The sequence below is a fragment of the Luteolibacter sp. Y139 genome (genome assembly GCF_038066715.1).
GTDB classification, from domain to species: domain Bacteria; phylum Verrucomicrobiota; class Verrucomicrobiia; order Verrucomicrobiales; family Akkermansiaceae; genus Haloferula; species Haloferula soli.
The window spans coordinates 14,661-40,192 of sequence record NZ_JBBUKT010000008.1; the positions used below are offsets into that span (position 1 = coordinate 14,661).

At 62.5% G+C, this 25,532-nt stretch carries 22 protein-coding genes and 1 other RNA gene; 12 read left to right on the forward strand and 11 right to left on the reverse strand.

Annotated features, from left to right (window positions below):
* Positions 1-18 precede the first annotated feature (18 nt).
* From WKV53_RS18780 to WKV53_RS18795, 4 genes are all read right to left on the reverse strand, one after another.
* Positions 19-645 (reverse strand): hypothetical protein, encoded by a 627-nt coding sequence (locus WKV53_RS18780; protein ID WP_341406325.1) that lies wholly within the window; start codon positions 643-645, stop codon positions 19-21.
* 73 nt (positions 646-718) lie between these two features.
* On the reverse strand, positions 719-1,075 hold the full coding sequence (locus WKV53_RS18785; RefSeq protein WP_341406326.1) for a hypothetical protein: 357 nt from the start codon (positions 1,073-1,075) through the stop codon (positions 719-721).
* A gap of 170 nt (positions 1,076-1,245) precedes the next feature.
* The gene (locus WKV53_RS18790; protein WP_341406327.1) at positions 1,246-2,091 is read right to left on the reverse strand and encodes a phosphodiester glycosidase family protein; all 846 of its coding nucleotides are present in this window, start codon (positions 2,089-2,091) and stop codon (positions 1,246-1,248) included.
* Positions 2,092-2,729: 638 nt separating this feature from the next.
* Positions 2,730-3,650, reverse strand: coding sequence for an ArsR/SmtB family transcription factor (locus tag WKV53_RS18795; protein ID WP_341406328.1), 921 nt, complete (start codon positions 3,648-3,650; stop codon positions 2,730-2,732).
* Positions 3,651-3,707: 57 nt separating this feature from the next.
* Here WKV53_RS18795 and metK point away from each other — a divergent pair, with 57 nt between their 5' ends.
* From metK to WKV53_RS18810, 3 genes are all read left to right on the forward strand, one after another.
* A complete protein-coding gene (gene metK, locus WKV53_RS18800) occupies positions 3,708-4,877 on the forward strand; it encodes a methionine adenosyltransferase (protein ID WP_341406329.1) in 1,170 nt (389 codons plus the stop codon).
* Positions 4,878-4,889: 12 nt separating this feature from the next.
* A complete protein-coding gene (gene ahcY, locus WKV53_RS18805) occupies positions 4,890-6,308 on the forward strand; it encodes an adenosylhomocysteinase (RefSeq protein WP_341406330.1) in 1,419 nt (472 codons plus the stop codon).
* A gap of 90 nt (positions 6,309-6,398) precedes the next feature.
* Positions 6,399-7,982, forward strand: a complete 1,584-nt coding sequence (locus WKV53_RS18810; RefSeq protein ID WP_341406331.1) for a GNAT family N-acetyltransferase — start codon at positions 6,399-6,401, stop codon at positions 7,980-7,982.
* A 10-nt stretch (positions 7,983-7,992) separates the two neighbouring features.
* Here the strand turns inward: WKV53_RS18810 and WKV53_RS18815 are convergent, their stop codons facing one another.
* Genes WKV53_RS18815 through WKV53_RS18830 form a run of 4 tightly spaced genes read right to left on the reverse strand, consistent with a single transcriptional unit; the run spans position 7,993 to position 13,834 of the window.
* A complete protein-coding gene (locus WKV53_RS18815) occupies positions 7,993-11,379 on the reverse strand; it encodes a tetratricopeptide repeat protein (RefSeq protein ID WP_341406332.1) in 3,387 nt (1,128 codons plus the stop codon).
* Entirely contained in the window at positions 11,376-12,734 is a 1,359-nt protein-coding gene (locus WKV53_RS18820; protein WP_341406333.1) for a DUF3142 domain-containing protein, read from the reverse strand. Before WKV53_RS18820 ends, WKV53_RS18815 begins: the two co-directional genes overlap by 4 nt.
* Positions 12,735-12,736: 2 nt before the next feature.
* Complete coding sequence (locus tag WKV53_RS18825; protein ID WP_341406596.1) at positions 12,737-13,246, reverse strand: protein-tyrosine phosphatase family protein; 510 nt, start codon at positions 13,244-13,246, stop codon at positions 12,737-12,739.
* A gap of 60 nt (positions 13,247-13,306) precedes the next feature.
* Positions 13,307-13,834: a protein-tyrosine phosphatase family protein gene (locus WKV53_RS18830; protein WP_341406334.1), complete on the reverse strand. Its 528-nt coding sequence runs from the start codon at positions 13,832-13,834 to the stop codon at positions 13,307-13,309.
* A gap of 85 nt (positions 13,835-13,919) precedes the next feature.
* Between WKV53_RS18830 and ssrA the strand changes: the two genes are divergently transcribed.
* Both ssrA and WKV53_RS18840 read left to right on the forward strand, forming a co-directional pair.
* Positions 13,920-14,277: a transfer-messenger RNA gene (gene ssrA, locus WKV53_RS18835) on the forward strand.
* A 262-nt stretch (positions 14,278-14,539) separates the two neighbouring features.
* The gene (locus WKV53_RS18840; RefSeq protein WP_341406335.1) at positions 14,540-15,178 is read left to right on the forward strand and encodes a hypothetical protein; all 639 of its coding nucleotides are present in this window, start codon (positions 14,540-14,542) and stop codon (positions 15,176-15,178) included.
* 132 nt (positions 15,179-15,310) lie between these two features.
* On the opposite strand, the gene WKV53_RS18845 is transcribed toward WKV53_RS18840, so the two are convergent.
* Entirely contained in the window at positions 15,311-16,441 is a 1,131-nt protein-coding gene (locus WKV53_RS18845; protein ID WP_341406336.1) for a citrate synthase, read from the reverse strand.
* Positions 16,442-16,613: 172 nt separating this feature from the next.
* Between WKV53_RS18845 and tsaB the strand changes: the two genes are divergently transcribed.
* The gene (gene tsaB, locus WKV53_RS18850; protein WP_341406337.1) at positions 16,614-17,279 is read left to right on the forward strand and encodes a tRNA (adenosine(37)-N6)-threonylcarbamoyltransferase complex dimerization subunit type 1 TsaB; all 666 of its coding nucleotides are present in this window, start codon (positions 16,614-16,616) and stop codon (positions 17,277-17,279) included.
* On the opposite strand, the gene WKV53_RS18855 is transcribed toward tsaB, so the two are convergent.
* Positions 17,268-18,008 carry a methyltransferase domain-containing protein gene (locus WKV53_RS18855; protein WP_341406338.1) on the reverse strand — a complete coding sequence of 247 codons (741 nt, stop codon included), beginning with the start codon at positions 18,006-18,008 and terminating at the stop codon, positions 17,268-17,270. The genes tsaB and WKV53_RS18855 overlap by 12 nt on opposite strands.
* 4 nt (positions 18,009-18,012) lie before the next feature.
* Complete coding sequence (locus tag WKV53_RS18860) at positions 18,013-18,390, reverse strand: cupin domain-containing protein (RefSeq protein WP_341406339.1); 378 nt, start codon at positions 18,388-18,390, stop codon at positions 18,013-18,015.
* A 166-nt stretch (positions 18,391-18,556) separates the two neighbouring features.
* Here WKV53_RS18860 and WKV53_RS18865 point away from each other — a divergent pair, with 166 nt between their 5' ends.
* The 6 genes from WKV53_RS18865 (at position 18,557) to WKV53_RS18890 (ending at position 25,528) form a co-directional block, all read left to right on the forward strand.
* Complete coding sequence (locus WKV53_RS18865; RefSeq protein WP_341406340.1) at positions 18,557-20,014, forward strand: hypothetical protein; 1,458 nt, start codon at positions 18,557-18,559, stop codon at positions 20,012-20,014.
* Positions 20,015-20,047: 33 nt separating this feature from the next.
* Positions 20,048-21,508 carry a hypothetical protein gene (locus tag WKV53_RS18870; RefSeq protein ID WP_341406341.1) on the forward strand — a complete coding sequence of 487 codons (1,461 nt, stop codon included), beginning with the start codon at positions 20,048-20,050 and terminating at the stop codon, positions 21,506-21,508.
* 32 nt (positions 21,509-21,540) lie between these two features.
* Complete coding sequence (locus WKV53_RS18875) at positions 21,541-23,058, forward strand: sensor histidine kinase (RefSeq protein WP_341406342.1); 1,518 nt, start codon at positions 21,541-21,543, stop codon at positions 23,056-23,058.
* Positions 23,055-23,726, forward strand: a complete 672-nt coding sequence (locus WKV53_RS18880) for a response regulator transcription factor (protein WP_341406343.1) — start codon at positions 23,055-23,057, stop codon at positions 23,724-23,726. Before WKV53_RS18875 ends, WKV53_RS18880 begins: the two co-directional genes overlap by 4 nt.
* Before the next feature lie 250 nt (positions 23,727-23,976).
* A complete protein-coding gene (gene cmoA, locus WKV53_RS18885) occupies positions 23,977-24,777 on the forward strand; it encodes a carboxy-S-adenosyl-L-methionine synthase CmoA (RefSeq protein ID WP_341406344.1) in 801 nt (266 codons plus the stop codon).
* A gap of 13 nt (positions 24,778-24,790) precedes the next feature.
* On the forward strand, positions 24,791-25,528 hold the full coding sequence (locus WKV53_RS18890; protein WP_341406345.1) for a methyltransferase family protein: 738 nt from the start codon (positions 24,791-24,793) through the stop codon (positions 25,526-25,528).
* The last annotated feature ends 4 nt before the right edge of the window (positions 25,529-25,532 follow it).

Below are 25,532 nucleotides of genomic sequence, written 5' to 3' on the forward strand. Positions count from 1 at the left end.
GTATGAGAGAAGGTGAGGCTACTTCCGGCGGCGCAGGAGGGCGAGCAGGCCGAAGGAGCCGAGAAGGGCAGCGGCCGGTTCCGGAACCACCGTGAAATTGAACGCGTAGTTCGCCGTGCTGTTGTTGATCGTGTGGGTTCCCGAGCCGCCGGTGAAGGTGAAGGGCGCGGTGTAGAAGACCTGGAGCGTGTGATCGCCATTGCTCAGGCCGGTGAGCAAATTGACGTTCGCTCCTTCGCCATACCACCGCTGGTCACCGCCTGCTCCGTTCACGTTGTTTTCGTTGAAGGTCAGGTTGAAGGTCTGGAACGAGCCTCCGTCGATGCGGTAGTTCAGGACCGCGCCGGTGATATTATCGGTGCCGTTCTTGAAGGTCAGCACGTCGCCGCCGCGAAGCACCAACGTATCGCCCACGGTGGGATTGAAGGTGCCGACCGACGACGGGATGCCGTCCAGATCAAGCGTGGGTGCCGTGACATTGATGGGAACGTGACGGTTGTCGTTCAGCAACGTCGTCGCATAGAGCGTCTTGGTTCCATTGACGCCAAGAACGGTGCCCGTGCCGAAAATTCCTGAGGCGGCCGAAGCGACCGGGAGAGTGCCCAGCACAGCGAGGGCGAGGAAAGGGAGGGTTTGGGGTTTCATCGACGCTTTCCGAATGTGGCCGTTTTCTCCAGGGTTTAGAAAAAACGGTCGGAAAAATCGTCGAGGCCGCAAATCACTCGTCCGCGGGCGGCGGAGGCAGCAGCTCGCCGTCCATGATGCCGGCATCTGCGGGGAGCGCTGGCTCATGGAAATCCACGGGACCGCGGAACATATTCCAGAAGCTGTTGCGGCGGGTCTTTTCAAACGCGACCGCTTGCTCCTGCCCGGTCTTCACCGGCTTCAGGTCCTTTTCGCGGACTTCCACGACGGGGATCTTGGGCGGCATGATCTTCGCCATGGTCGCATCGGTCGCGCTGGCAAGGCCGCTGGAAACCTTCGAAAAACCGCCAACGGTGGCGGTCTTCAATTGGCTGACCTGGGCGCAGGAAGCGAGAGACAGGGCAGCGATGGCGCAGCAGAGGGGTTTCATAGGCATCGGGGGATGGCGACCTTGGTTTGCGGCAGACGTCTAGCATCGACGCGCGGAGCTGTCCAAAAGTGAATCCGGCAGCCCCGGGAATGCCCTGATTTCAACGGCTCGCGGCGATGATCTCACCCTCCGGTGAAATTTCACATAGGTGAACCAATTTTCGAAAATCCTCAGCGCCGGGGGACCAGCACGAGGAAGTTCCGCACGGGCTTATTCCAAAACGGGCGCTGGGAGACCGGTCCGCCCGGGACGGACGAGGCCACCCACAGGTCGGAGGAGCGGCCGCCGTCGAGATTGAGGACGGTACGGACTTTCACCCCGCCGATTTCCGCTCCGGCGAGCCCCTGGCCGAGGCTGGCGAGTGAGCAGGCGCCGGTCCGTGCGATGAACCAGCGACTGCCGCCATCCCAGCCGAGGACGCTACGGGCGGTGGAGCTGTCCTGGCTGAGGCCGGAGATCACGTGGCCATTTTCGACGAGGAAGGGGCCGCTCTGGAGGATCTCCGGAGCGCTGGTGGAGTGGCCGCGCCGCTGGAGGGTGAGGGAGGGGCCGCCAATGAAAAGACCTGCGCCGAGCGAGGACGAGTTGTTCACAGGGCTGACCCGCTTGCCGCCCGTGACCACGAGTCCGAGGGGCTTGCCCTCCGGGGTGAAGAAGCCGGCGTTCACGGCGGCGATTCCGCCGAGCTCTCGTCCGGCCGCGGCAGCATCTGGCCACCGCGATCCGGGGCCGCCGGCTTGGTCGGCGATGGAGAGGTGGTGGGTGCGGCTGTCGAACGTGACCGCGGTGATGGTGATCCCCGACCGAGTGACTTCGACGACCCGGGTGGCTTCGGCTGGCTGCTGATGCTGCGGAGGAGGGGTGGAGTGAGAGGTATCAGTCTGGTCTCGAGACGCCGGGGTCTGAGATGCGCCCGGAGGTTCCACAGGGATCCCCGGGAGCGTGACGCTCTCCGTTTTCCGGGTGCCGCAGGCGGCGAGACTAAGAGCGAGAAGCAGCGGCAGGTGGCGAAGCACGAACCGAACGAATACGGATTCGACCAACGGGTCACGCCAGCATTTGGAGATCCGCAGCTTGAAGCAGATGGGAGGCAAACAAGCCATTGCTTAAAGCATTCGTGTCCCGGGGTGGTGGCATTGTGAATAAATTGGGGATAACTCGCGCGAAGTTAATTCAAGCGAACGATTGACTATTGGGTGGTGTTGTTCGCTGTAATTGTTTCAAGCGCATCATTGTGAATTGATGTGAATAACTCTATTACTTTCATAGAGTTATCGAATCTCTATCGTTTATCCGAAATAACTGTGAGCGGAGTGCGACAACAAATGGCTCTAGATCGCCGTTCGACCAACAAGCGATTCAAGCAATTGTGAGGTGAGGCTTCTTGGCGACGGCTGGCGGCGTTTGAAAGTGCGGTGGTTCCGACTCGCGATCCGCCCCGGCGGTCTCGACGTTCGCCCGCCGTCCTCAGCATTGCATCCAGCTCGCCCTCGTTTGTTGGGATGAATCTGCGCTACGAGGTGATCCTCCCGGCCTCCCGGGGCGCTTTCTCCAGGCTGCCAGCTTGGTGAAGGGCCTGCCGTGGAGTCGCTATCGTTTGCCTGAGATGCGGGTGAGCGGGCGCGAAGCCAACACAGCTCGATTCAAACGATCGTTAAGCTGGCTTTTTGGCTACTGCCAGCAGCGTTTGAAAGTGCGGCGGCTCCGACTCGCGATCCACGACGGCGGTCTCGATATTCACAAAGCCCGCCTTCTCTAGCATCGCGGCCAGCTCGCCTTCGCTGAAGCCGAGCCAGACGTCGGCGTAGAGTTCGCGGGCTTGTTCAAACGTATGTTGGAGTAAATCCAGCACCACCAAACGGCCGCCGGGCTTCACGATCCGGAATGCCTGTTGGAGCGCCTTCTCGGGGCTGCCGGCGTGGTGGAGGGCTTGGCTCAGGAAGGCGAGGTCCACTGAGGCGTCGTCGAGTGGCGGCTCTTCGATGTCCCCGAGGCGGTATTCCAGATTCGGCAGCTCGTGCTTCACCGCGAGCTCGCGGCCGAACTCAACCATCTTTGGCGAGAGGTCCACGGCGATCACTTGGTCGGCCTGCCGGGCGAGCATCTGGGCCAGCGTCCCTTCGCCAGCTCCGAGGTCGGCGACCACGCCTTGGTTGGTCACCTTGAGGAGGGCTTCTGCGAGACCCTTCCACGAGCGGCCCGGGACGTAGTCCTTGCCGAATCGTCCGGCGAGTTCGTCGAAATAGGCGCGGGTCTTGTCCCGGCGCTTCCGCTGGAGGTGGCGCAGGGCGGAGGTGTCTTTCTCGACCTCGGGGACCTCCTTGGCGGCTTCCTTGGCGAGCTTGAGGAGGTCGGGACCCATCTCGGAGCGGTAGAAATTGTGCTTCCCGCTGCGTTCGTCGGTCACCAGGCCACCAGCCTTGAGCTGGGAAAGCTGCGTCGAAATCCGGCTCTGGCCCATTCCCAGTAGCTCCTGCAGGTCGGCCACGCTCAGCGCCTCCGCATCCAAAAGGAGCAGGATCCGCAGCCGGGTCGGGTCGGTTAGAAGCTTCAGGGATTTCAGCATTGACGCCATGGCCAACCGGATACATCAACCCATCGCGATTTGACGATACGAAAATTAACCGCCCCAATGAGCACCTACATTTTCTCTTCCGAGTCCGTCGGCGAAGGCCATCCGGACAAAGTAGCTGACACCATCTCTGACGCGATCCTCGACGCGCTGCTTGCCCAAGACCCGAAAAGCCGGGTCGCCTGCGAAACCTTCGTGAAGTCGAACATCGTCGTCGTCGGCGGCGAAATCACCTCCAAGGCGAAAATCGACTACGAGCAAGTGATCCGGAATGCCGTCCGCGGCATCGGCTACACCAACAGCGACGACATTTTCCATGCCGACACGCTGTTCATTAACAACTACCTCACCGGCCAGTCGCCCGACATCGCTCAGGGCGTCGACGCCAAGAAGGCCAAGGGCAAGAAGACCGCCGAGCAAGGTGCCGGCGACCAGGGCATCATGTTCGGCTACGCCAGCGACGAAACGCCGGAGCTGATGCCCGCCCCGATCATGTATGCGCACCGCCTCGGCCGCGAGCTGACCCGCATCCGCAAGAGCGGCAAGGTCAAGTGGCTCCGCCCGGACGCGAAGTCGCAGGTCTCCGTCGAATACGTCGATGGCAAGCCGACCCGCATCGTGAACGTGGTCATTTCCACCCAGCACGCCGCCGGTGTGGAACACGCGGTGATCGAGAAGTTCTGCATCGAGCAGGTCATCAAGAAGGTGCTGCCGAAGAACATGCTCACCAAGCAGACCGAGTATCTCATCAACCCGACCGGCAACTTCGTGATCGGCGGCCCTCAGGGCGATTCCGGCCTCACCGGCCGCAAGATCATCGTGGACACCTACGGTGGCATGGGCCGCCACGGTGGTGGCGCCTTTTCCGGCAAGGACCCGTCGAAGGTGGACCGCTCCGCCGCCTACATGGGCCGCTGGGTTGCCAAGAACGTCGTCGCCGCCGGCCTTGCGAAGAAGGTTGAAATCCAGTTCGCCTACGCGATTGGTCACCCTCTCCCGGTCAGCGTTCACGTTGACACCTTCGGCACCGGCACCAAGCCCGACGCCGACATCCTCGCCGCGGTCCTGAAGGTCTTCTCCTTCAAGCCCGCCGACATCATCAAGCAGCTTAACCTGCTTCGCCCGATCTACGGCAAGTCCACCAACTACGGTCACTTCGGCAAGGATGACGCCGACCTGACTTGGGAGCGCACCGACAAGGTCGCCGCCCTCAAGAAAGCCATCAAGTAACTCACGAACACCATGTCCACTACCTTCACTGACTATAAGGTCGCCGACATTTCCCTCGCGGATTTCGGCCGGAAAGAAATCGAGATCGCCGAGCACGAAATGCCCGGCCTCATGGCGACCCGCGCCAAGTATGGCCCGGAGAAGCCGCTGCAGGGCGTCCGCATCATGGGCTCACTGCACATGACCATCCAGACCGCGGTGCTCATCGAGACCCTCGTCGCGCTCGGCGCCGAAGTCCGCTGGGTTTCCTGCAACATCTTCTCCACCCAAGACCACGCCGCCGCCGCGATCGCCGCTGCCGGTGTCCCGGTCTTCGCTTGGAAGGGTGAGACCCTCGAAGAGTATTGGTGGTGTACCTGGCAGGCGCTGGTCAATCCGGCTGGCCTTGGCCCGGAACTCATCGTCGATGACGGTGGCGACGCCACGCTGCTCATTCACAAGGGCTACGAGCTCGAGAACGGTTCCGACTGGGTCAATACCCCGTCCGGCAACCACGAGGAGCAGGTCATCAAGGACCTCCTCAAGGACGTTCACGCCAAGCAGCCCGGCATCTTCGCGAAGATCGTGAAGGATTGGAAGGGTGTCTCCGAAGAGACCACCACCGGTGTCCACCGCCTCTATCAGATGGCGAAGGCCGGCACCCTGCTGGTGCCCGCCATCAACGTGAACGACTCCGTTACCAAGTCGAAGTTCGACAACCTTTACGGCTGCCGCGAGTCGCTGGTCGATGGCATCAAGCGTGCCACCGACGTGATGATCTCCGGCAAGGTCGGCGTGGTCTGCGGCTACGGCGATGTCGGCAAGGGTTGCGCCCAGGCTCTCCGCGGCCAAGGTGCCCAGGTCGTCGTCACCGAAGTCGATCCGATCTGCGCCCTGCAGGCCGCGATGGAAGGCTTCCGCGTGCTGACCGTCGAGGACACCCTCGGCTGGGGCGACATCTACGTCACCACCACGGGTAACTTCGGCATCATCCGCCTGGAGCACATGGAGAAGATGAAGGATCAGGCCATCGTGTGTAACATCGGTCACTTCGACAACGAGATCGAGATCGACAAGCTCAACAACGCCCCCGGCGTGACGCGCACGAACATCAAGCCGCAGGTGGACAAGTACACCTTCCCTACCGGCGACAGCATTTACATGCTGGCCGAAGGCCGCCTGGTGAACCTCGGCTGCGCCACCGGCCACCCGAGCTTCGTGATGTCCAACAGCTTCACCAACCAGACGCTCGCCCAGATCGACCTCTGGAAGAACAAGGACACCTACAAGGCCGGCGAAGTGAAGGTGCTCGACAAGAAGCTCGACGAGGAAGTCGCCCGCCTCCACCTCGCGAAGGTGGGTGCCAAGCTGACCAAGCTCACCCAGGAGCAGGCAGACTACATCAGCGTGCCGGTGGAAGGTCCTTACAAGGCCGACCACTACCGCTACTAAAGCGCTCCGCTAGTTCCCTTCAAAGCCCCGCTGGTTCGTCCGGCGGGGCTTTTTCTTTGCTGGAGCTGGTTTCTGGGTTCTCTTGATCTCGTGCCGCCGAAAGATCACGAGACCAAGCTGGGAACCGTTCTTGTCCGCAATCCGACCGTTGCCGACATCCCGGCGATCCTGGCGCTTCATCGTCGCTGCTTCCCTCGCGAGAGCGATGCGGGTGGGCCGTGGAATGAGAAGCATCTGCGCTCCCACCTTCATGTCTTTCCAGAAGGGCAGCTGATTGCGGAGAAGGATGGGAAGATCCTGGGGGCTGCTTCGTCGTTGATCGTCTCGCTGGGGCGCAATCCGCTGCGGAAGCACACCTACGACGGCGTCACGGATGCCGGCTATTTCTACAATCACGACCCGCAGGGCGACACGCTTTACGGGGCGGATGTGTATGTGGATCCGGATGCACGGAAGTTCGGGATCGGGGCCGCGCTTTATGCTGCCCGACGCGATCTGTGCCGCCGACTGAATCTTCGCCGCATTCTGGCGGGTGCACGCTTGTGGAATTATGACGAGCATGCCGCCCGCCTAACGCCGGAGGAATACGTCTGGCAGGTGCAGGACGGAAAAATCCCTGACCCGGTGCTCGGCTTTCAGATCAAGCAGGGTTTCGCGGTGCGCGGCATCATGCCGAACTACCTGCACGATCATCGCTCGCGCGACCACGCGGCGCTGATCGAGTGGATCAATCCGGAGTATCAGGCGCCCGCCGAGCAATCGACGAAGGTCCGCGTCGCCTGTGTCCAGTATCACATGCGGAAGGTTGCGGACTTCGATGACTTTGCCAGCCAGGTCCGCTACTTCGTCGAGACCGCGGGAGAAGATTACGGCGCGGAGTTCGTGCTGTTCCCGGAGTTCCTGACGGTCCAGCTGCTCAGCGCGCTGCAACCGCTCGGCTCGCGCGAGGGGATTCGCAAGCTCTCCGAATACACGGAGCAGTTCATCGAGCTGATGAGCGGCCTCGCCCGGCAGCAGGGGCTTTATCTCATCGCGGGATCGCATCCGGTGCCGCAGCCGGATGGACGTCTGGAAAACACGGCGATGATTTTCAAGCCGGATGGCACCTACGCCTCCCAGCCGAAGCTGCACATCACGCCGTCCGAGAAAACGTGGTGGGGGATTTCCGGTGGTGACTCCTTGATCGTGCTCCAGACGCCTAAGGCGAAGATCGGCGTGCTGATTTGCTACGATGTCGAGTTCCCGGAAGCCGCGCGCTATCTCGCTGACCGCGGCGTGGAGATCCTCTTTATCCCGTATTGCACGGACAATCGCCAAGGCTACCTGCGCGTCAGCCTGTGCGCGGCGGCACGGGCGATCGAAAACCAGATCTTCGTCGCGACCGCAGGTGTCGTGGGCAATTTGCCGGATGTGCCGGCGATGGACATTCACTACGGCCGCGCTGCGGTGTTCACACCGAGCGACTTCGAGTTTGCTCGCGATGGCATCCAGGCCGAGGCCGATGCCAACGTGGAGACGATGCTCGTGACCGACCTCGACATCACGGATCTCTATCGCTCGCGCCTGAGTGGCAGCGTGACGCCCGTGACCGACCGGCGGACGGATCTATTCGAGTTCCACAACAAGCTCTCGAACGAGATCATCGCGCCGGGCGTGCAGGAAGGGCACTTGTGATCACAGGCGGCTACGATTCTTCCAGCCACGCCATCAAAGGCCGCAAACGGAAGAGGCAGGTATCCCCGTGAACGAGGTTCTTTAAGAGCGGCATCGCGGAGTGTTCGGAGCGGAACGCTGCGGCCACTGCGGGGCGTTCGGTCTTGTCTAACAAGCGCAGCGAGATCTCGGAGAAATACAGCGCGGCATTCATCCGCAGTTCGGGATGCAAGGGATCGGCTATTACTTCCGCAAGGGATTTGAGAGCCACCTGATAGTTGTGGGATTGCGCTGCGACCGCAGCTTGCAGGACGAGGATGTCCGAATGGCAGCGACCGCCGGGGAAGCGTTTTTCGTGGGCATCCAGTTCCTTCGCCAGCGCCCGCATGGTGGCTTGGTCTGCCTCGGGAGCGGGTTTGAGTCGCTTGTAGCCTCGCGGGATGGGCGAGTCGGGAAAGAAGAAGGCTTCCACTTGGGGAACCGGGTACGCAGCGCGCACTTTCAGGCGCAGCAGACGCAGTGAGGCGGCTTCGGATTTCGGCCCGTTCGGGAAGTCGCGCAGGTATCGTTCCCATGATTCCACGGTGTCATCGCTTAACTCCGTATGGCCATTGTCCTCCACTTGGACGGGTCGGACGCGGTCGAGGAAGGCTAGCCACGGGGCGAGGGGTGCCCATTCGCCGGCAGCAGGAGGAGGCGTGGTCTTCCCCCGGCGGAGCGTGGCGTAGCGGCCGAAGAGATCCGGGGTGATGGCGGGGACTTGCGCTGCAGCGGTCAGGTCATCGAGGTCATCGACCAGAGCGAGCACGTCACCCTCGTCCAGCAGGTGGCGGGTGCGGTTGAAGTCAGCGCGGAAATCGGCGAGCCCCTTGCGGATGGCAGTCATGTCCCGATCCGGAGCAGCGATGAGATTGGCAAAGTCCTTCTGCAGTCGCTTGCCCTCGTCGGTTCCCGGGTCCGGTCTCCACTCGCGCCAGCGCCCCAGCTTCGGATCCAGCGCGTTGGACCGGATCTCCTCGGCGGAGTTGCTCGGCGAGTAGTCTCCCGGCATCCATCTGCCTAGCAAGGCTGGCGGGGTGAAGGTCCACCTGACCGCACGAATAGCCTCGGGGCTGTCAGGGAAATCCTTCCGCAGCCGTTCCACGAGCTTGCGCGACAATCCGGTGGCGTCCGTTTCCGCCGCCCGTGAGCAACGATAGAGGGAGAACTCCGCCAAGCGGAACAGCGCGTCATTGGCCTCCTCCAGCGCGGGCGCTGCCACATCGGGATCGCTGCTGTCCGCCGCGGCGAGGAAATGGCGCAGCGCGTGGTGAAGCTCATCGCGAGAGTCGAGTTCCGCGGTCACGGCTTCGGGCTTGAAGCCGAGAAAGGAGGCATTCTTCCGTCGGAGCTGCTCGAGCTTTTCGTTTTCGCTCTGCGAGTAGTCGAAGAGATCGTGAAGCGGCAAGGTCAGGCGACCGCGCAGCTCCTTCCACCGGCGTGCGATCTGGAGGTGCTTGCGCGCCTTCTGATCGGCAGGCGCCTGGTCTAACAACTCGGTGGCACCGGCGAGGGATTCGACTTCCTGCTGCCAGATCGCCGCGGTGAGGCCGATCCCGCGCGGCAACTCGCCGAAACCGTAGCGCTTTTCGTCATTGGTATCGCCCGCTGGATCCAAGTAGCGGCGGGCGAGGTTGAAGTTCTCGGCGGCCAAGGCACGGCTGCGAACGATCGTCCGCAGGAGCCTCGTCTGGGGATCGCCTTCTGGAAGTCGCGCCAGTGGTGCGGCGAGCTGGTCCAGCGGCGCGAACTGCGCGATGCTATCGATCCATTGCGACGGCTCGTGTTCCGGATGCAGCGGCGCGGTGGGCAGGTAGGTGCCCTCGGGCTGCATGGCGTAGAGCATGAGCAGCGCCTCGCCTGCCTCTCCGGCGTGAAAGCGCGCGATGGCGTGATCGAAGGCGGAGTTCTTCGTGATGGGACTTTCGGGAAACTTGCTCGCCAGCGCTGCATAGGCATCGGCCGCCTCTCGATGACGGCCGAGAGCGGTGAGCGCCAGCGCCCGGCCCTGGATGATCTCTTCGCCTGGTTGGAGCGCCTGTGCCTGGTCGAACAAGGCAAGAGCCTGCTCCACCTCTCCCTCGCGGTAGGATGCCCAGCCGAGGATGAGCAGGGTGAGCGCGTCAGGCTTTGACACTCCGCCGCTCTGCACGATGGCAGCTCCCAGCTCGGTCAGCGACCGCCTGGCCAACGGCTGGGGGCGAATGATCCGGCGGTGAAGGAAATCGAGCGTGTCGCGGTCGCTTTCGAAATTCTCATTGGCGGCAGGCAGGGCTTCCAATGCCTCAGGATCGAGGGCATGTCCGACAAAGAGGCGCGCCACGGCGGGATGCTTCGCCATCAACTCGAAGGGCCAATAGCTGACGCGACCGTCTTCGTCGTAGGCGTATTCGAAGCCCCGGTCTCCTTGGAAGACTTCCGTGAAAATCCGGTCGCATTCCCGGAGGACGGAGCGTGTCACCTCGCGGGTCGGCTGTAGATCCAGCCGGGCAAGTTGCCGGCGCAGGGCTTCGTTGAAATTGTGATGCTGCAGAGCCACGGCGGCGAGCCAACCGGACGCATCCGCGGCGAAGCGGCCACCGGAGTTGACGCAGGACTCGAATTCTTGGGTTGCTTCCTTCAGTAGCTCGTCAATGCCGTCCTGTTCCTCACGGGTGAGTTGCGGTTTCTTCGACTCCGCCTTCGCCAACTCGAGCAAGCAGCGCCCGAGCATCAGACGGGCGGGCTCGGTCCGCGGATGATCGGGGAAGAGGCCGATCATTCCCGTGAACGTATTCCGGGCCTTGGTGTAGTCACCGTAGTCCATGGCGAGGGCACCGATCTGCACCATCAGGTTGGGGTGCAGCACCGCGGGACCTGCCGCCATCTCGTGGTCCAGCCATTCGGAGGCTGCGGCTTGGTTCTTGTTGTAGTCGCGGGTGGCGGCCTGGAAGTCGGCGTCGCTCATGTCCCAGTTCTTGACCGGAGCGCGGACGATGAGTCCGGCGGGATCTCCGAGTCGTTCGAGACGCCACTTCAAGTAGCTGCTGGCACTGCCGAGGGTGGCATCGTCGGCGGCGAGTTCGCGCAATTCGAGGAGCAGGTTCGAGGTGCGGAGGCGGAAGTCTCCCTCGCGGTTGCGCGTGAGGAGGGCATCAATCTTGGAGAGCCGCTCCGCTGGGGTGAGCTTGGGCAGTTCTTCGACGAGAGCCTCGCAGGCGTCGATCAACTGCAGCGAGCTCGCGGCGTCGGCGGGTGCGGGTTTCGTCTCGGCGAAAATATCGCGCCAGCCCTTGCCGGGGATGCGCTGGGGATAGCTTTCGAGCGGGGGTGGTGCCTGGTAGAAGAATGGACCGCAGGCGAGGAGTAGGGGCGCCAAAACAAGGACGCGACGTTTCATGGGAGTGGAGCGGGAGAGGAGTCGTCAAGAGACCACTGGAGTTCACGGCCACCCCGCACGGGGATCAGGCCGGATTCGCTCGCGATTTCTTCACCTACGAGCAAGCGCGGAAAAGATAACACAATATTGTGAGAAAATTTCGGCGGAAGGGGAGTGGTGATTTCGGTGAACTCACCGGGCCCTGTCGCGGTGAAGGTGCCGGCTTCATCCGTGGTCAATTCAAGCCGGTGAAGTGGAGCGCCGGGAGCCAGTGAAAGGTCGCCCGGCCCATCGTTTCGCAGGACGATGCGGCCGTCGCTTTCGAGCTTCGCATGCACGCCGTGAGCGGGAGCTTCGCCGCGCGCCAAGGCTGCGAGATGCGATGGCGAATGCGCGGCACGCAGGCCGGGTCCGGGCAGGCTAAACCAGACGATGCTGCTCGCTCCGGAGTCGAATGCGGTCTTGATCAAAGCGCGCAGGCTATCTTCGTCCGGTGCCCGCCAGACGAGGAGCTGCGATGACTTCAACTGCGTGCCGTAGAGGATCGTGTCGCGTTTGATCCGGTAGCCGGTGCCGCCGGTGAATTGCGGAAGCGTTTCGAGAAAGTCCGCTCGAGCGATGCTCTCCGGCTGCCACTGCTTGAGATGGCCGACGAGCTTGCCGTCGGCCTCGAACAGCGTGAGTCGCTCGAAGTTCGCCAGTCCGGCGCGCCATGGAGTGCGGCAGGATTTCCAGCGGGTGATCCACGATGCGGCCTCGGAGCCGGCCATGGGCTTCGCCTTTCCGGCGACGATGTCCTGCGGGGGATCGGCGGTCAGGTCATAGAACATCGGCACGAGTTCGTCCGCGGCTTCGCCGAGTTGCTTGAATTCGGGTGAATCGATCCAGCCGGCGAGCGCGGTGATCGAGATCTCCTTCAGGCCAAGTTCGCCGCGCAGCTCGCGGAGGAAGGTGGCGTAGCGCGGGAGCAGGCGCACGGAGCAATCGTGGTCGAGCTGGAGCGAGGGCGGGACTTTGTCTTGGAAGTGATGCCGCAGCCACTTCGCGAGCATCGGGGCGGCGTCGGGGCGTTCGAGGACGGCAGGGCCGGGGTCGAGGCGGACTACCGGGATTTCATTCTCTAACAGGGCCTTCGCCTCCGTCACTGGTCGCGGTGACCAAGATCCATCGCGCCAGCCGAACTCGGCGATTTGGCGGTAGAGTCGTCCGCCTGTCGGCACGGAGTCCTTTTCCTGCGTGGTCAAAGCCGACGACCGGTGCCAAATCCAGAAGGCTGGCGTGTGGTCGGGAGCGGCCGGGGAGGCAACGGACGGCTTGCGATCGCAAGCCGCCAGAACGCAGACGATGAGCCCCAGGATGGAAGGGTGAATGCGCACGGCTAGCGCCACTCCTTTACGTAGCGGACCTGCTCCGGTGTTTGGGGCGAGCGGGGATGGCGAACCACCTTTTCCATGCCGGAGGCATAGAGGCGCTGCACTTCATCGAGCGCCGCGGTGGCATCCAGGCCGGATTCCTTCAGCCAGCAGCCGATCACGGTGCCGGTGCGGCCGATGCCTCCCCAGCAGTGGACGTAGCAAGTGCGCCCGGCATCGAGCTCGGCGCGAAGGAGGTCGAGGATGCCGCGCATCACCTGCGGGGTTTCCGGAATGCTCAGGTCGGGGATCTTATGGGAATGGCGCTTCAGGCCTTCGCCGAGTTCGCGCAGGACCGGTTCGTAGGGATCCAGATGATCATCTGGCGTGGTGAGATCGATGAAGGTTTGGACGCCTCTTTCGAGGAGGGACCTCAGGCGATCCTCGGTGACCTCCGGCGCCAGACTTCCCGGATACTCTCCCGCGAACAGGCGGTCGTGAACCTGATAGTGCTGCACGCTGCTACTGATGATCATGGCATTCACTCTGGCCATGGAATCCGGCCATGGAAATGCCATTCGCTTCACCGCGGCTATCTAATGCCAATCCCTCACGTAGCTCAATTGGACCTCCTGCTGCGGTGAGCGCGGGTAGCGGGCCTGCTTCTCGGGATCCATGTGGGCGCTATAGAGACGCTGCACTTCCGCCAGTGCGGCGTCGCTGTCCATTCCGCGTTCCTTCAGCCAGCAGGCGACCACGGTGCCGGTGCGGCCGATGCCGCCCCAGCAGTGGACGTAGCAGGTGCGGCCGGCGTTCGTTTCCTGATGCAGCAGATCGAGGATGCCTCGCATGACCGAGGGATCTGCTGGGATGCCCATGTCGGGAATCGAGAACGAATGCCGGACTGGTTGGCTGCCGGTCGCAGCGTGGATGTCGGCGAAGTGTTGGTCGTAGGGGAGGAGGCCGAGCGAGCGATCCTCCTCGGAAGTCAGGTCGATGTAGTTGAGGACGCCTCGGGCCGCGAGTTCGAGCAGGCGGGTTTTTGTGAGGTCTTCGTCGTGATCGTGTCCGGGATACTCTCCGGCGAAGAGTGCGGGTTGGACGGGGTAGTGGCACACCTTCACGGCTCGACTCTGACGATGGAATCCGGCCATGGAAATTCCATTTGCGCGGCGGGCTCTCAGGAGGCATGGTCCGGCCGTCAGCAAAGGGGGCGTACCGGTTTCGACGGGATGTTCAAAGTGCTGGCTGCACGTGGAGGTTGATCGGCTGGCCTCCTAAAAAGCCGTTCAAAACAAATAAATGCAGACTCTAACGAGCTCGCACTGGCTGCTTAATTGACAGCCACGCCTGAACCCCGACGCCTACTGAGGGGGACGGCGAACACTTAGCAGGCTGGCCAGGAAGCCGGGGAACCGGGCCTTTTGGTGAGATCAAACAGGATCCTAGGAAAGAAAACGCCGCCGACGGGCCGAAGCTCTCCGAAATACCAGACCGTCGGATAAACGTGTAGATGCCTGTGCTAAAGACGTTTCGGACACGGGTTCAACTCCCGTCGCCTCCACTCTTTCGATCCCCCTTCGTTCCGGCGAAGGGGGATTTTTTGTGACTGGATGTAGGCCTTTCAGATCCGTCCTTTGCCAGGTTGGTGGGGCTTCGGCGGGGCGCTGCCTGCCGGACCGGGAGGAGAGAATCACTCCAATAATTCCACTATATAGGCATATGGGAATAGTGGAGTTCGGTGGCTGGGCCGCAACTTCAGGTGAGTCCAATTCCCGCCCGGAATTATCCTTCCGGGAAAGCGATCTCCCGCTAGATTGGCCCTTGCCATGTCCGAGTCGCCCTCGTCGCCGCCTCCTGTTCCACAGAAGAAGTCCTGTCTCGTGCCGGTATTGATCGGCATCATCGCCGTGCTGGTTGCCGTCATCGGCGTGATCTGGTGGAACAATCGTCCGATCAAGCCGGTGCAGCTCAGCGCCGAGGAGAAGATGGTGGTGCAGCAGAAGGTGGAGGCGATCCAGCAGGTGGAGAAGGGGAGCGCTCCCACTCCGCCAAAGCCGGGTGAGCCGACTTATGAGAAGGGCAAGAAGGAGATCGTGCTTACCGAGCGCGAGCTCAATGGCCTGCTCAATGAGCACACCACCCTCGGTCAAAAGCTGAAGCTGGAACTCGCCACCGACGCGGTGCACGCGCGGTATGAGACGGATCTGGATCCCGACGTGCCGATCGTCGGCGGCAAGAAGCTCAAGGCGCGGGCGCGCTTCATCGTAAAGACCGCGGAGGGCAATCCGAGCTTGGTGCTGGATGATTTCACCCTGTGGGGCGTTTCCCTGCCGAACGAGTGGCTCGGCCAGCTCAAGGGGAGGGATATCCTTCGCGAGATCCTCGGCGGGAAAGGTGGCAGGATCGCCGGGATTGAGGAAATGACGGTTTCCCCAGGTGAACTGAGGATCAAGCTGAAGGAGTAGTTGCGGCGGGGTGCCGAAGTATCCGGCGAACCTACCGGCCGAGCGGGATGAATCCCGCGTTCCCAGTAAAGAAAACGGCGGACAGTGAAGTCCGCCGTTCTGCTATGATCTGATGTTTCGTGCAGCCGCTTCTCAGCGCTCGTCGATCGGGGTGATCGGCAGCGGTCCCTGAGGGCCGGTGTAGAGCGTCAGCGGGCGATACAGGCGGTTGTCGCGGAGCTGCTCCAGCACCTGCGCAGTCCAGCCGGAGGCGCGGGCGATGGCGAAGATGGGGGTGAAGAGGTCGGTCGGGATGCCCAGCGAGTAGTAAACGGTGGCCGAGTAGAAATCGACGTTGGCGTTGAGGCCCTTGCGGTCGCGCATGATTTCGGCGATGCGCTCGGACATCTGGATCCACTTCGGCTCGCCGAGTTCCTCGGTGAGCTGCACCGCCAGCTTGCGGAGGTGGGGGGCGCGGGGGTCGAGCACCTTGTAGACGCGGTGGCCGATGCCCATGATCTTCTCCTTGCGGGTGAGACGCTCCTCCACCCAGGCATCGACCTTATCGAGCTCGCCGATGCCTTGGAGCATGTGGATCACGCCTTCATTGGCACCGCCGTGAAGGGGGCCTTTCAGGGTGCCGATGGCCGAGGTGACGGCCGAATACATGTCAGAGAGGGTGGCGACGGTGACGCGTGCCGAGAAGGTGGACGCGTTCATGCCGTGGTCGGCGTGGAGGATCAGCGCGACGTCGAGGGTCTTGGTGGCGACGTCGGTCGGGGCTTCACCGGTGATCAGGTAGAGGAAATGGCCGGCTTCGCTGAGGTCGGTGCGGATCGGCGGCAGCTCCAGGCCTTGGCGGAAACGGTGGAAGGCGGCGACGATCGTCGGGATCTTCGCACAGATGGAGAGCGCGATGGCGGAGTCCTTCTCGAGGTCCGGCGTGCCAATGGTGGCGCGCTTGTCGTAGAGGCCGAGCATGGAGACCGCGGTGCGGGTCACATCCATCGGGTTCGCGTCCTTTGGCGCGGCCTTGAGGAAATCGATCACGCCATCCGGCAGGCCTCGCTCGGCACGCAGGCGGGCTTCGCCATCAGCGAGTTCCGCGCGGTTCGGCAGGCGGCCGCGGTGGAGGAGGTAGACGACTTCCTCGTAGGTGCAGTTTTCGACCAGATCTTCGATGCTGTAACCGAGGTAGCTGAGGCGGCCTTCGGCACCCTCCACGTTGCTGAGGGCGGATTCATTGGCGATGACTCCTTCGAGGCCTTTGGCGTAGTCGGTCATGGAAAGCAGGGGTTACGGGTCGGGTACGGGTGCTGAATTTGCACGGAAGAAAGCGGGTCCGCTGGGGGGCTGGCAAGGGGAGAATCCGCGGTGGGGCAGAATGGCCGGTGGGGAAAGGGTCTGGGCTGGATTGCGGGTTGCGGGGCGGGCGGATTTCCGGATGCTCGGGGGCGTGCCGGACGCCGCCCGATTGTTCATAGAAAGTAGCACTCCCCGTGCCTCGCTGGCCCTGCTGCGTGGCAGCGCGGTGGTCCACGAGGAGACTTTCACCGGCGACCGCAGCCACAATGCTCTGCTGTTTGCCCCGCTGGAGCGGGCGCTGGCGGTGTTGGAGACCGGCGAATCGCTGGCCGAGGTGGTGATCGGCACCGGTCCGGGGAGCTACAGCGGCACCCGGGTGGGAATCGCGGCGGGCCAAGGTGTAGCGCTGGTACATGGCTGCCCGGCCGTGGGGCTCAGCTCGCTGGTGGCGGTGCCGTCGGCGAGACCGGGGGCGCTGGCGGTGGGGGATGCCCGGCGCGGGAGCGCGTGGCGTGCGGGATTTGGCGAGGAGCCGGAGCTTTGCGGCGTGGAGGAGCTGGCGGAGGAAATCCGCGGGGTTTTATCGGGGGGGCACGCGGTGTTTTCGTTGGAGACGGTGGGGAAGGTCGGGCTGCCGGGGGATCTGGCGGAGCGGGTTTTGTTGGAGCAGCCGACTGCGGCGCTTTTGGCGAAGGCGTGGCTGGGGCTTTCAGCGGAGGAACGGGCGAGGCTGGCAGCGCTGCCGGTGCAGCCGGCTTACCTGAGGCCGCCGCATGTGACGGAGGCGAAGGGCGGGCATCCGCTGTTACGAAAGTAGTCGCTTCCAAGCCGTGACCATCGAGGCGGTCCACTGGAACTTCCGGGCGGTCTCGCGGATCAGGAAGGGCTCGTCGTTCACCGAGATCAGTTCGAAATGTCCGCCGAGCTTCTCCTTCAGCCAGTCCAGCGTGCTGCCCTGGGGCCAATTCTGCGGTGGCGTGTATTCGCCGAGCCAGGTGCAGGGCGTGGCGATCACGAGTTCACCACCGGGGCGCACCAATGACGGCAACCGTTCTAACAAGCGATCCGGCTCGGTCAGGCGGCACAGCAGATTGGCAGCGTGCACACGGTCGAAGTTCTTGAGGTCGGCGCGAAGGTTCATCGCGTCGCCAGTCTCGAAGCGAACCTGGTTCGGCGGCAGGCCTTCCGGCAGACGCGCGAGCAGGGGCGTCCGCTTGTGGGCTTCATCGAGGCGGGCGTAGGGCAGGGGAGCGCCTGCCATCGCAGCGGCGGCGCGGACGAAGTTCTGGGAAAAATCGATGCCGAGCGTTTCCTGCGAACTACGAGACATCTCGTAGGTGGAGCGGCCCACCGCACAGCCGAGGTCGAGCGTGCGTTCCACCGTGCCGGGTGAGAAATGCCGGGTAGTCCGCACCGCGAAGTCGAGTGCGTCCCGCATGCCGGCGGGAGCGGACCCGGGCAGGATCTCTTCAGCGGTGCCGTAGTGGAAGAGCAGGTATTCCGAGAGCAGGCGCTCGGTTTCGTAGGGATTCGAATTCGCGCTCACTCGTTCAATGGACAGGTGTTTCACCGGGTTTCGCCGCGGCTTCGTCGTAGTAGAAGTCGGCGTCGTCGTGCTTCGGCACGGGGATGTTGAGAATCTTCATTTTTCCGATCGCGCGATGGCGGCAACCGGGCCGGATCATCACCGCGCTGAGCGGCTTCACCGGGACCTGCTCGCCATCGAGTTCCAGGAAGCCTTCGCCCTCTAACACCACATAGATCTCGGTGGTCTTCAGGTGGTAGTGGCTGGTCGGCTCATCCTTCACTTCCAGGTAGTGCGCGGAGGCCGGGGCGTCCGGCAGATCGACAAAGGCCCGCCGGGTGGTGCCGCAGCAGCAGGCGATTGGCGGCAGCTCCGCGAGGTGGACGGGGTGGTAGCGTTTCATGGGAAGGGAGGCTCAGTCCGGCTGGCACCATGGAATGGTCGCGGAAACGCTCCGGCACAAGGGGCATTTTGCGAACATTTTGCACAAGTTTGATCGCCGTTTGGCGCACGCATTCCCAAGAATGGCTTCCATCGCCACGGAGCATGAATCCGCTCCGCCCCAACGCATGAAAACCATCCGCTCATTGGTCCTGCTTTTACTGGCGATACCCCTCGCGCTCTGTCCTGCGCAGGAAGAAAATCCCTATCTCACCCAATCCGCACCGAAAGCCCCCGCCGGCCCCGGCGGCGATAGCTTCCTCACCCTCACCGAGCACATCATCGTTCCGTCCGACCTGTTGGACTCATGGCTCGCCAACCACTCGATGGCAAAGGACGCCAGCGAACTCCGCACCGCTGCCCAGAAGTGGATCGAGGAAGGCACCGCCACCATCGATTCCACCGCGCTCACCGCCGGCACCGTCGGGCCGTCGCTTGCCAACGAATCGATCGTCGAGCAGATCTACGCCACCGAGTACATGCCCTCTCCATCCCCTGAGGATTGGACCTTCGCTACATCCTTTGAGACCCGGAACTGCGGCTACTCGATCGATGGAAACTCGGTCCGCGAGCAAGGCGAACTCGTGGTCCGCGCCGAAAACTACTTCGTCCGCATGCTCCCCCATCGCGCCTACGATCGGGTGAGCGAAAAGACTCGCCAGCCCGACGATATCTTCATTCCCCGGTTCCGCTCGATCGCGACCCACCAGGCTCTCGCCGGTTTCGACGAGTCATACTCCGACGACCCCTTCGCATCAGCGAGCCCGCCTCCCCGCACCAAAACCCGCCCCAGCTATCCAGCGGGAAAAACCCATCTCGCCCTCCGCGTCGATGAAGATCTCCCCGAGCCCGCCATCAAATGGCCACTTGAGGAGAAGCGTGACGATGAAGCCGCCGATCCCCTCCCTGAGGATCGCCCGGTACGCCTGATCTTCGTCCGCAGCGACAAGATCGACAGCCCACCGGAGAGTACCGAGCCGCTTCCAGCGGACTACCAGCTTTCCGTGAAGCTTGTCTCCGTGGATCACCTTACTCTCTCCGCTTGGCTTCAGGGCCGCGACTTGGCAACAGCGGCCAAGGAAATGAACGAGGTCATCGAGACATGGAACGAAGATGAAAAGGTCAACCTCATCAGCACCCTGACCGGTGGCGTCCGGAACGGAACCAGAACCTTGCTCGAGGATATCAAAAAACTGGAATACCCCACTTATTATAAGCCCGGCAAGCGCGAGCCCTCGGCCGATGGAAAGTCCACCCAGCTGGGCCTCGCCGTCCCGGGAGATCTCGAAACACGGAACCTCGGCATCAGCCTCGAAACGGAAATTTCCCCAGGTGCCGGTGACCCGGTGATGCTCCTGTCCTTACGCCGCGTTCTCCTCGGCTGCTACACCGTCCATCATCGGGTCCTCCGCGATGGGGAATGGATCGCGGATATGACCATGCCCCGCTTCTCCGAAAATAACTGGCTGACTTCGCTGCGTGTGAAGAAAGGAGAGTGGATGTTCGTCGGCAGCGGCTCCGGCTTTGGAGAAAAGGGCGAACTCGATCCCAGTCGCGCGGTGCTCGCCTTCGTCAAGGTCGACTAACAGAAGCACGAAACCACCGAACCCCAACTACCCATGAAAACCATTTTCTCATCGGTGCTTCTGTCCCTGGCGATTTTGCTCGCGCCCTGCCCAGCACAGGAAGCGAATCCCTACCTAGGCCAACAGGAAGAAAAAGCCCCTCTCGGCCCCAGCGGCGATAGCTTCCTCACCCTGACCGAGCACGTGCTGGTCCCCGCAGACCTGCTCGACTCATGGCTCGCCGGCAATCCCACGAAGGAGGATGCCAGCGAGCTCCGTGCCGCCGTTCAGCGCTGGATCCATGAAGGAAAGGCAACTTTGGATCACTCGGCTCTCAGCGCTGGCACCGTGGGACGAGTGTTCCGCAATGAGTCGACCCTTGAGCAAATCTACGCCACCGAGTACATCCCACCGTCATCGCCCGAGGAGTGGGCAGGGCCCACCTCCTTCGAAACCCGGAACATGGGCTATGGCAGCAATGGAGACGCCGTCCAGAGAAAGGGCGAATTGACAATCCGCCAGAAGGCCGAGCTCTGTAAGATCATGCTGCCTCATCGCGTGCCCGACAAGGTAAGCGAAGAGAGCAGTCAGCCTGGAGACATCTTCGTTCCAAACTTCCGCGTCTTCTTTGCCGGCCACGCTCCGTGGACAAGGGAGGATAGCCCGGATGACACTTTCGATGCAGAGTTGTTCCAGCGCCACAGAAAGAGTGCCCCCCCGAGCTATCCGGCGGGAAAGATCTACCTCGCCCTCCGCGCTGATGAAGACCTCCCCGAGCCCATCGTCAAAAAATCGCCAGACGATAAATCCGCGAGCGAAGCTCCCACGCCCCTGCCCGCAAATCGTCTCCTGCGTCTGATCTTCGTCCGAAGCGACATGACCGGAAGCACTCCCGGAAGCAGCGACCCCTTGCCAACCGACTACCACGTTTCCGGGAAAATCATTTCGGTCGACCACCTCGCCTTCTCCGATTGGCTCCAAGGCCGCGACCTCGCCACCGCTTCCAGCGAACTGGACCAAGCCCTCGAGACATGGAACGAGGACGGCAAGGTCAAGATCCTCCGCAACATCTCGGGAGGAGGTCGGAATGGAACGCGAACGTCGCTGAGTGACATCAAGGAAGTGATCTACCCCACCGAGTTCGAGCCCGGAAAACGGGAACCCGGAGCTGACGGAAAATCCACACAGTGGGAATTCGCTTTGGCCACCGCCTTCGAAACACGAAATGTGGGCGGATCTCTCGATACCGAGATCGAGTCCGATGAAGGCGGTCCCCTGTTGAACTTGGCATTCGACCGCGTGGCGCACGGCGGCTTCTCGGTTCATCACCGGATTCTGCGCGATGGAGAGTGGGTGCCAGACATCACCATGCCCCTCTTCTCCTGCAACAATTGGAATACCTCGCTGCGCCTGAAGCGGGGCGAGTGGATGCTCGTCGGCAGCGGCTCCGCCTTCGGTGAAAACAGCCAGTTCGACCCGAGCCGCGTCGTGCTGGCCTTCGTCAAAGTCGAGTGACATCCACCTGATCGAATGATGTGATGATTGGAATGCGAAACGCTCCTCCACCCTGGGCCTGGACCCTCGCGGTCTCGGCCCTGCTGGCTGCCATGGTGGCAGGGGCGGGCATCGTCATGGCGCGGAAGGTGGAGCACTTCGCCGAGAAGCCGCCGGGCAACCGGGTGGACGATTCCTTCCGCGAGGTCGTCCGCCGGATTGATGCCATGGAGCAGTTCTGGGAGCAGGCGATCGCGAGCGAGGCCGAGCGTATGTTGGGTCGCGGCATGGATGCTGAGGACTCCCGTGTCGCGGGGGTCGTCCAGTGCTCGTGGCTCAATCCGAACTTCAATGACCCGGAGCGATCCCAGAAACGTTTTGATGGCGGATCCATCGAGTGGCGGCCGGTGCTCGATCGCCAGGCCAAGGGCGAACCGGGAGAGTGGAAGTTCTCCGACAAGGACATGGCCTCGGGTTCCGGCTGGATCGAGACTCCGGGGCGTCCGCTGGCATGGCGCATGGCGAATGGCCGCAATGCCGTCGTCCTTCAATTGGATCCGGTGGCAGCCGTGCCGCTCGTGTTGGAAGACCTGGCGAAGCGGAACATCTTGCCTGAGGATGAAGCGGGCTCGCTCACATGGACCAGCCCGTTTGGCAAGGCATGGCACACCTCCGGCGAACCCAATCCCACGGGCAAGCCGGATGAAATCCTACGCCACGTCTCGCGCTTTGGCGATTGGGCATTGATGCGCCACTATCCGGTGCGAACGGTTGTCAGCTATCGCATGCCCGTCCTTGCCGGAGCGTTCTCCATTTCCGCTCTGCTGATCGGCGGAGCGGTCGCAGTCGCCTCGTGGCAGCGGAAGGCGATCCGCCTGGCGGAAGAGCGGGTAAGCTTCGTGAACCGCGTCTCTCACGAACTCCGCACGCCTCTAACAAATCTGCTGCTGAATACCGACCTCGCTCTCGATGGCTTGCCGGTCGAGGATGCCAAGGTCCGCCGTCGCCTCGGCCTCATCCGCGAGGAGACATCGAGGCTCTCGCGCATCGTCGATAACGTCCTCGCCTTCGCCCGCATCGAACGCGGTACCGCCGAGTCTCACGCCACCTATTGCAATGTCGGCCAAGTGGTTGGTGAAGTCCGCGAGAACTTCGCTCCGCTCTTCCAGCGCAAGTCCATCGTATGCGACTATGATGAGGTGCCCGACGAGGAACTCCGCCTCGATCGCGATGCCCTCTCGCAGATCCTTTCCAACCTCCTCTCGAACGTCGAGAAATACGCCGGTGAAGGAGCTCGCGCCACCATGCGCTTCACCGTCGAGGCCAGCACCCTGCTCATCGAAGTTGAGGACGATGGGCCCGGAGTGCCACCCGATGCACGCCGTCGCATCTTCCAGCCCTTCGAACGAGCTGGCAGCCGCGTCGATGAAGGCGTCAGCGGCACCGGGCTCGGCCTGGCCATCAGCCGTGAACTCGCCGAGCGGATGGGCGGACGGCTGGATCTGATGGATGCCAAGCGCGGCGCGAAATTCCGTCTTGTGATTCCGATGGGGGAAAGGAGCCACGCATGACCATACTCGTTGCCGAAGACGATGCCGTAACGCGCGAGGCGCTCACGGAGCTGCTCCAGAATGATGGTCACGAGGTGCTCGCCGCCCGCGATGGGCGCGAGGCGCTGAAGCTCTGGAAAAGCCACCGTCCCGGCCTCGTGCTGCTGGACATCATGATGCCGCATGCGAGTGGCTACGAGGTTTGTCGTAGCATCCGTAGTGAGGACCGCCGCACGCCAGTGGTGTTCCTTTCGGCGAAGTCGGAGGAGGTGGACGTGGTGTTGGGACTCGAACTCGGGGCGGATGATTTCTTGAGGAAGCCGTTCGGAAAGCACGAGCTATTGGCGCGGGTTCGCGCGGTCTTGCGCCGTTACGAGGAACCGGGTGAGGGGGATGAGCTTTCGTTCGGAGGCTGGAGCGTGTTTCCGAAGCGCCTCGTTGCGCGACAGGGGGAGAGGGAGATCGAACTGACGGTGCGCGAGGTGAAGCTCATTGCCCTGTTAGCCAGGCGCCGGGGCGAGGTGGTGACGCGGGACGAGTTGCTCAATGAGTGCTGGGGCCTCGAATACTATCCGGAGTCGCGCACGGTCGATCAGCATGTGCTGAACCTGCGGAAGAAGGTCGAAGCCGACCCGTCGAAGCCGCTCTTGATCGAGACCGTGCGCGGGGCGGGCTACCGGTTTCCCTGATGGATGAGAGTGAGAGCGGCGACGCCGTCAAGATGCGCGACTGACGCCGCCGCTTTCACACAACCGAAATGGGATGACAAGAGTGGCGATGCCGCGCCGGATCGCGGACATCTGCCGCACTTGGTAGCAGGCCGAAGATGAGAAACCGGTGAGTCACGTGCGCTCGCTTTGGAGTCGTTCAAAGGAGCTGGCTCATCAATCTCTCATGAACCGTCCGGTAAGGTTCGCACGGCTCTGTGCGCTACCACACATGACTCCTGAATCTTCTTCTGCTGCCGACATCGCTCACTTTCCACGCCGCCTTGAAAGCGCGGCTCCCGCCAGGGAAAAGCTCGATCATGTCTTCGCCAAGGAAGGCTCCGGCTCCGCGGATTTCACCTTCAATTCCGAGACCGCCGCCGTCTTCGACGACATGGTCGACCGCTCGGTCCCTTACTACTCGGAAATCCAGCGCATGTGCTGCGAGCTGGCGGCAGACTTCGCCACTCCGGGCTCGAATCTCTACGACCTCGGCGTTTCCACCGCCACCACCTTCCTCGCCCTTGATGGCAAGGTCGACCCGTCCATCCATTTCATCGGCGTTGACAACTCCGCGCCGATGCTCGCGGAAGCGACCGCCAAGATCAAACGCTCCGGCACCACTCGCCCGATCCAGCTCATCCATGGCGACCTCCACGAAACCCCGGTCATCGAGAACGCGTCGGTGGTGATGCTGGTCCTGACGCTCCAGTTCATCCGCCCGCTTTACCGCGAGCGCATGATCCAGCGCATCTACGACGGCCTGAACAAGAACGGCTGCCTGATCCTGGTCGAAAAGATCACCACCGAGAACACCGTCCTGAACCGCCTCTTCATTAAAAACTATTACGACATGAAGCGGCGCGTGGGCTACTCGGACATCGAGATTTCCCAGAAGCGCGAGGCCTTGGAGAACGTTCTCATTCCTTATCGGCCTGAGGAGAATTCGGCGCTCTTGAAGCAGAGCGGCTTCCACTGCGTGGAAGAATTCTTCCGCTGGTATAACTTTACCGGCGTGATCGCCCTGAAATAATCGCGGCCCTCTCATGAACCTCGTCTACCTCTGGGGCAGCTTCCTTTTCAAATATCGCAACACCGTCTTTCCGGTGTTCCTGGCGATCCTGTTCGTGATCTTTCCGCCGGTGCTTTACGGGGGCACGCTGGATAGCGATTTGCGGCTCGACCTCGTCGGCATCGGCCTTTGCGCCCTCGGCCAAATCATTCGCGGCGCGGTGATCGGCTTCGCTTACATCAAGCGCGGTGGCCTGAACAAGAAGGTCTACGCCGATACCCTCGTGACCAAGGGGATCTTCGGGGTGACGCGCAATCCGCTCTACGTCGGCAACCTGCTGGCCGCCGCCGGCATTCTGGTGGTCCACAATCATCCGATGGTTTACCTGATCGCGGGCCTGTTCACGCTGGTCTCCTACCAGGCGATCGTGCTCACCGAGGAACGCTTCCTGCGGAACAAGTTCGGCGAGGAATTCGAGCAATACTGCCGTGAGGTTCCACGCTGGCGGCTGAAACTTTCCAGGCTCCGCGGAGCCACCGACGGGATGACTTTCCAATGGGGGAAAGTGATCCTGAAGGACTACAGCACCTGCTGCACGTGGGTGGTGATCACCACGCTGCTCTTCATGTATGAGGGCTACCTCTACGGCGGTGGAACCGGCTCCGGCCGCCTGATCATCGGCGCCATCCTGCTTGCCGGTGCAGGTGCCTTCAGTCTGGTGGTCCACTCGATCAAGAAGAGCGCCTCGCGGAAGCGTGCCGCCCAAGCCTGAGCCG

Excerpts from the sequence above, each read along its gene's own strand:
- WKV53_RS18780 (WP_341406325.1), bottom strand. The coding sequence starts at position 645 with ATGAAACCCCAAACCCTCCCTTTCCTCGCCCTCGCTGTGCTGGGCACT.
- WKV53_RS18785 (WP_341406326.1), bottom strand. The coding sequence starts at position 1,075 with ATGAAACCCCTCTGCTGCGCCATCGCTGCCCTGTCTCTCGCTTCCTGC.
- WKV53_RS18795 (WP_341406328.1), bottom strand. The coding sequence starts at position 3,650 with ATGGCGTCAATGCTGAAATCCCTGAAGCTTCTAACCGACCCGACCCGG.
- metK (WP_341406329.1), top strand. The coding sequence starts at position 3,708 with ATGAGCACCTACATTTTCTCTTCCGAGTCCGTCGGCGAAGGCCATCCG.
- ahcY (WP_341406330.1), top strand. The coding sequence starts at position 4,890 with ATGTCCACTACCTTCACTGACTATAAGGTCGCCGACATTTCCCTCGCG.
- WKV53_RS18815 (WP_341406332.1), bottom strand. The coding sequence starts at position 11,379 with ATGAAACGTCGCGTCCTTGTTTTGGCGCCCCTACTCCTCGCCTGCGGT.
- WKV53_RS18825 (WP_341406596.1), bottom strand. The coding sequence starts at position 13,246 with ATGATCATCAGTAGCAGCGTGCAGCACTATCAGGTTCACGACCGCCTG.
- WKV53_RS18840 (WP_341406335.1), top strand. The coding sequence starts at position 14,540 with ATGTCCGAGTCGCCCTCGTCGCCGCCTCCTGTTCCACAGAAGAAGTCC.
- WKV53_RS18845 (WP_341406336.1), bottom strand. The coding sequence starts at position 16,441 with ATGACCGACTACGCCAAAGGCCTCGAAGGAGTCATCGCCAATGAATCC.
- WKV53_RS18860 (WP_341406339.1), bottom strand. The coding sequence starts at position 18,390 with ATGAAACGCTACCACCCCGTCCACCTCGCGGAGCTGCCGCCAATCGCC.
- WKV53_RS18865 (WP_341406340.1), top strand. The coding sequence starts at position 18,557 with ATGAAAACCATCCGCTCATTGGTCCTGCTTTTACTGGCGATACCCCTC.
- WKV53_RS18870 (WP_341406341.1), top strand. The coding sequence starts at position 20,048 with ATGAAAACCATTTTCTCATCGGTGCTTCTGTCCCTGGCGATTTTGCTC.
- WKV53_RS18875 (WP_341406342.1), top strand. The coding sequence starts at position 21,541 with ATGCGAAACGCTCCTCCACCCTGGGCCTGGACCCTCGCGGTCTCGGCC.
- WKV53_RS18880 (WP_341406343.1), top strand. The coding sequence starts at position 23,055 with ATGACCATACTCGTTGCCGAAGACGATGCCGTAACGCGCGAGGCGCTC.
- cmoA (WP_341406344.1), top strand. The coding sequence starts at position 23,977 with ATGACTCCTGAATCTTCTTCTGCTGCCGACATCGCTCACTTTCCACGC.
- WKV53_RS18890 (WP_341406345.1), top strand. The coding sequence starts at position 24,791 with ATGAACCTCGTCTACCTCTGGGGCAGCTTCCTTTTCAAATATCGCAAC.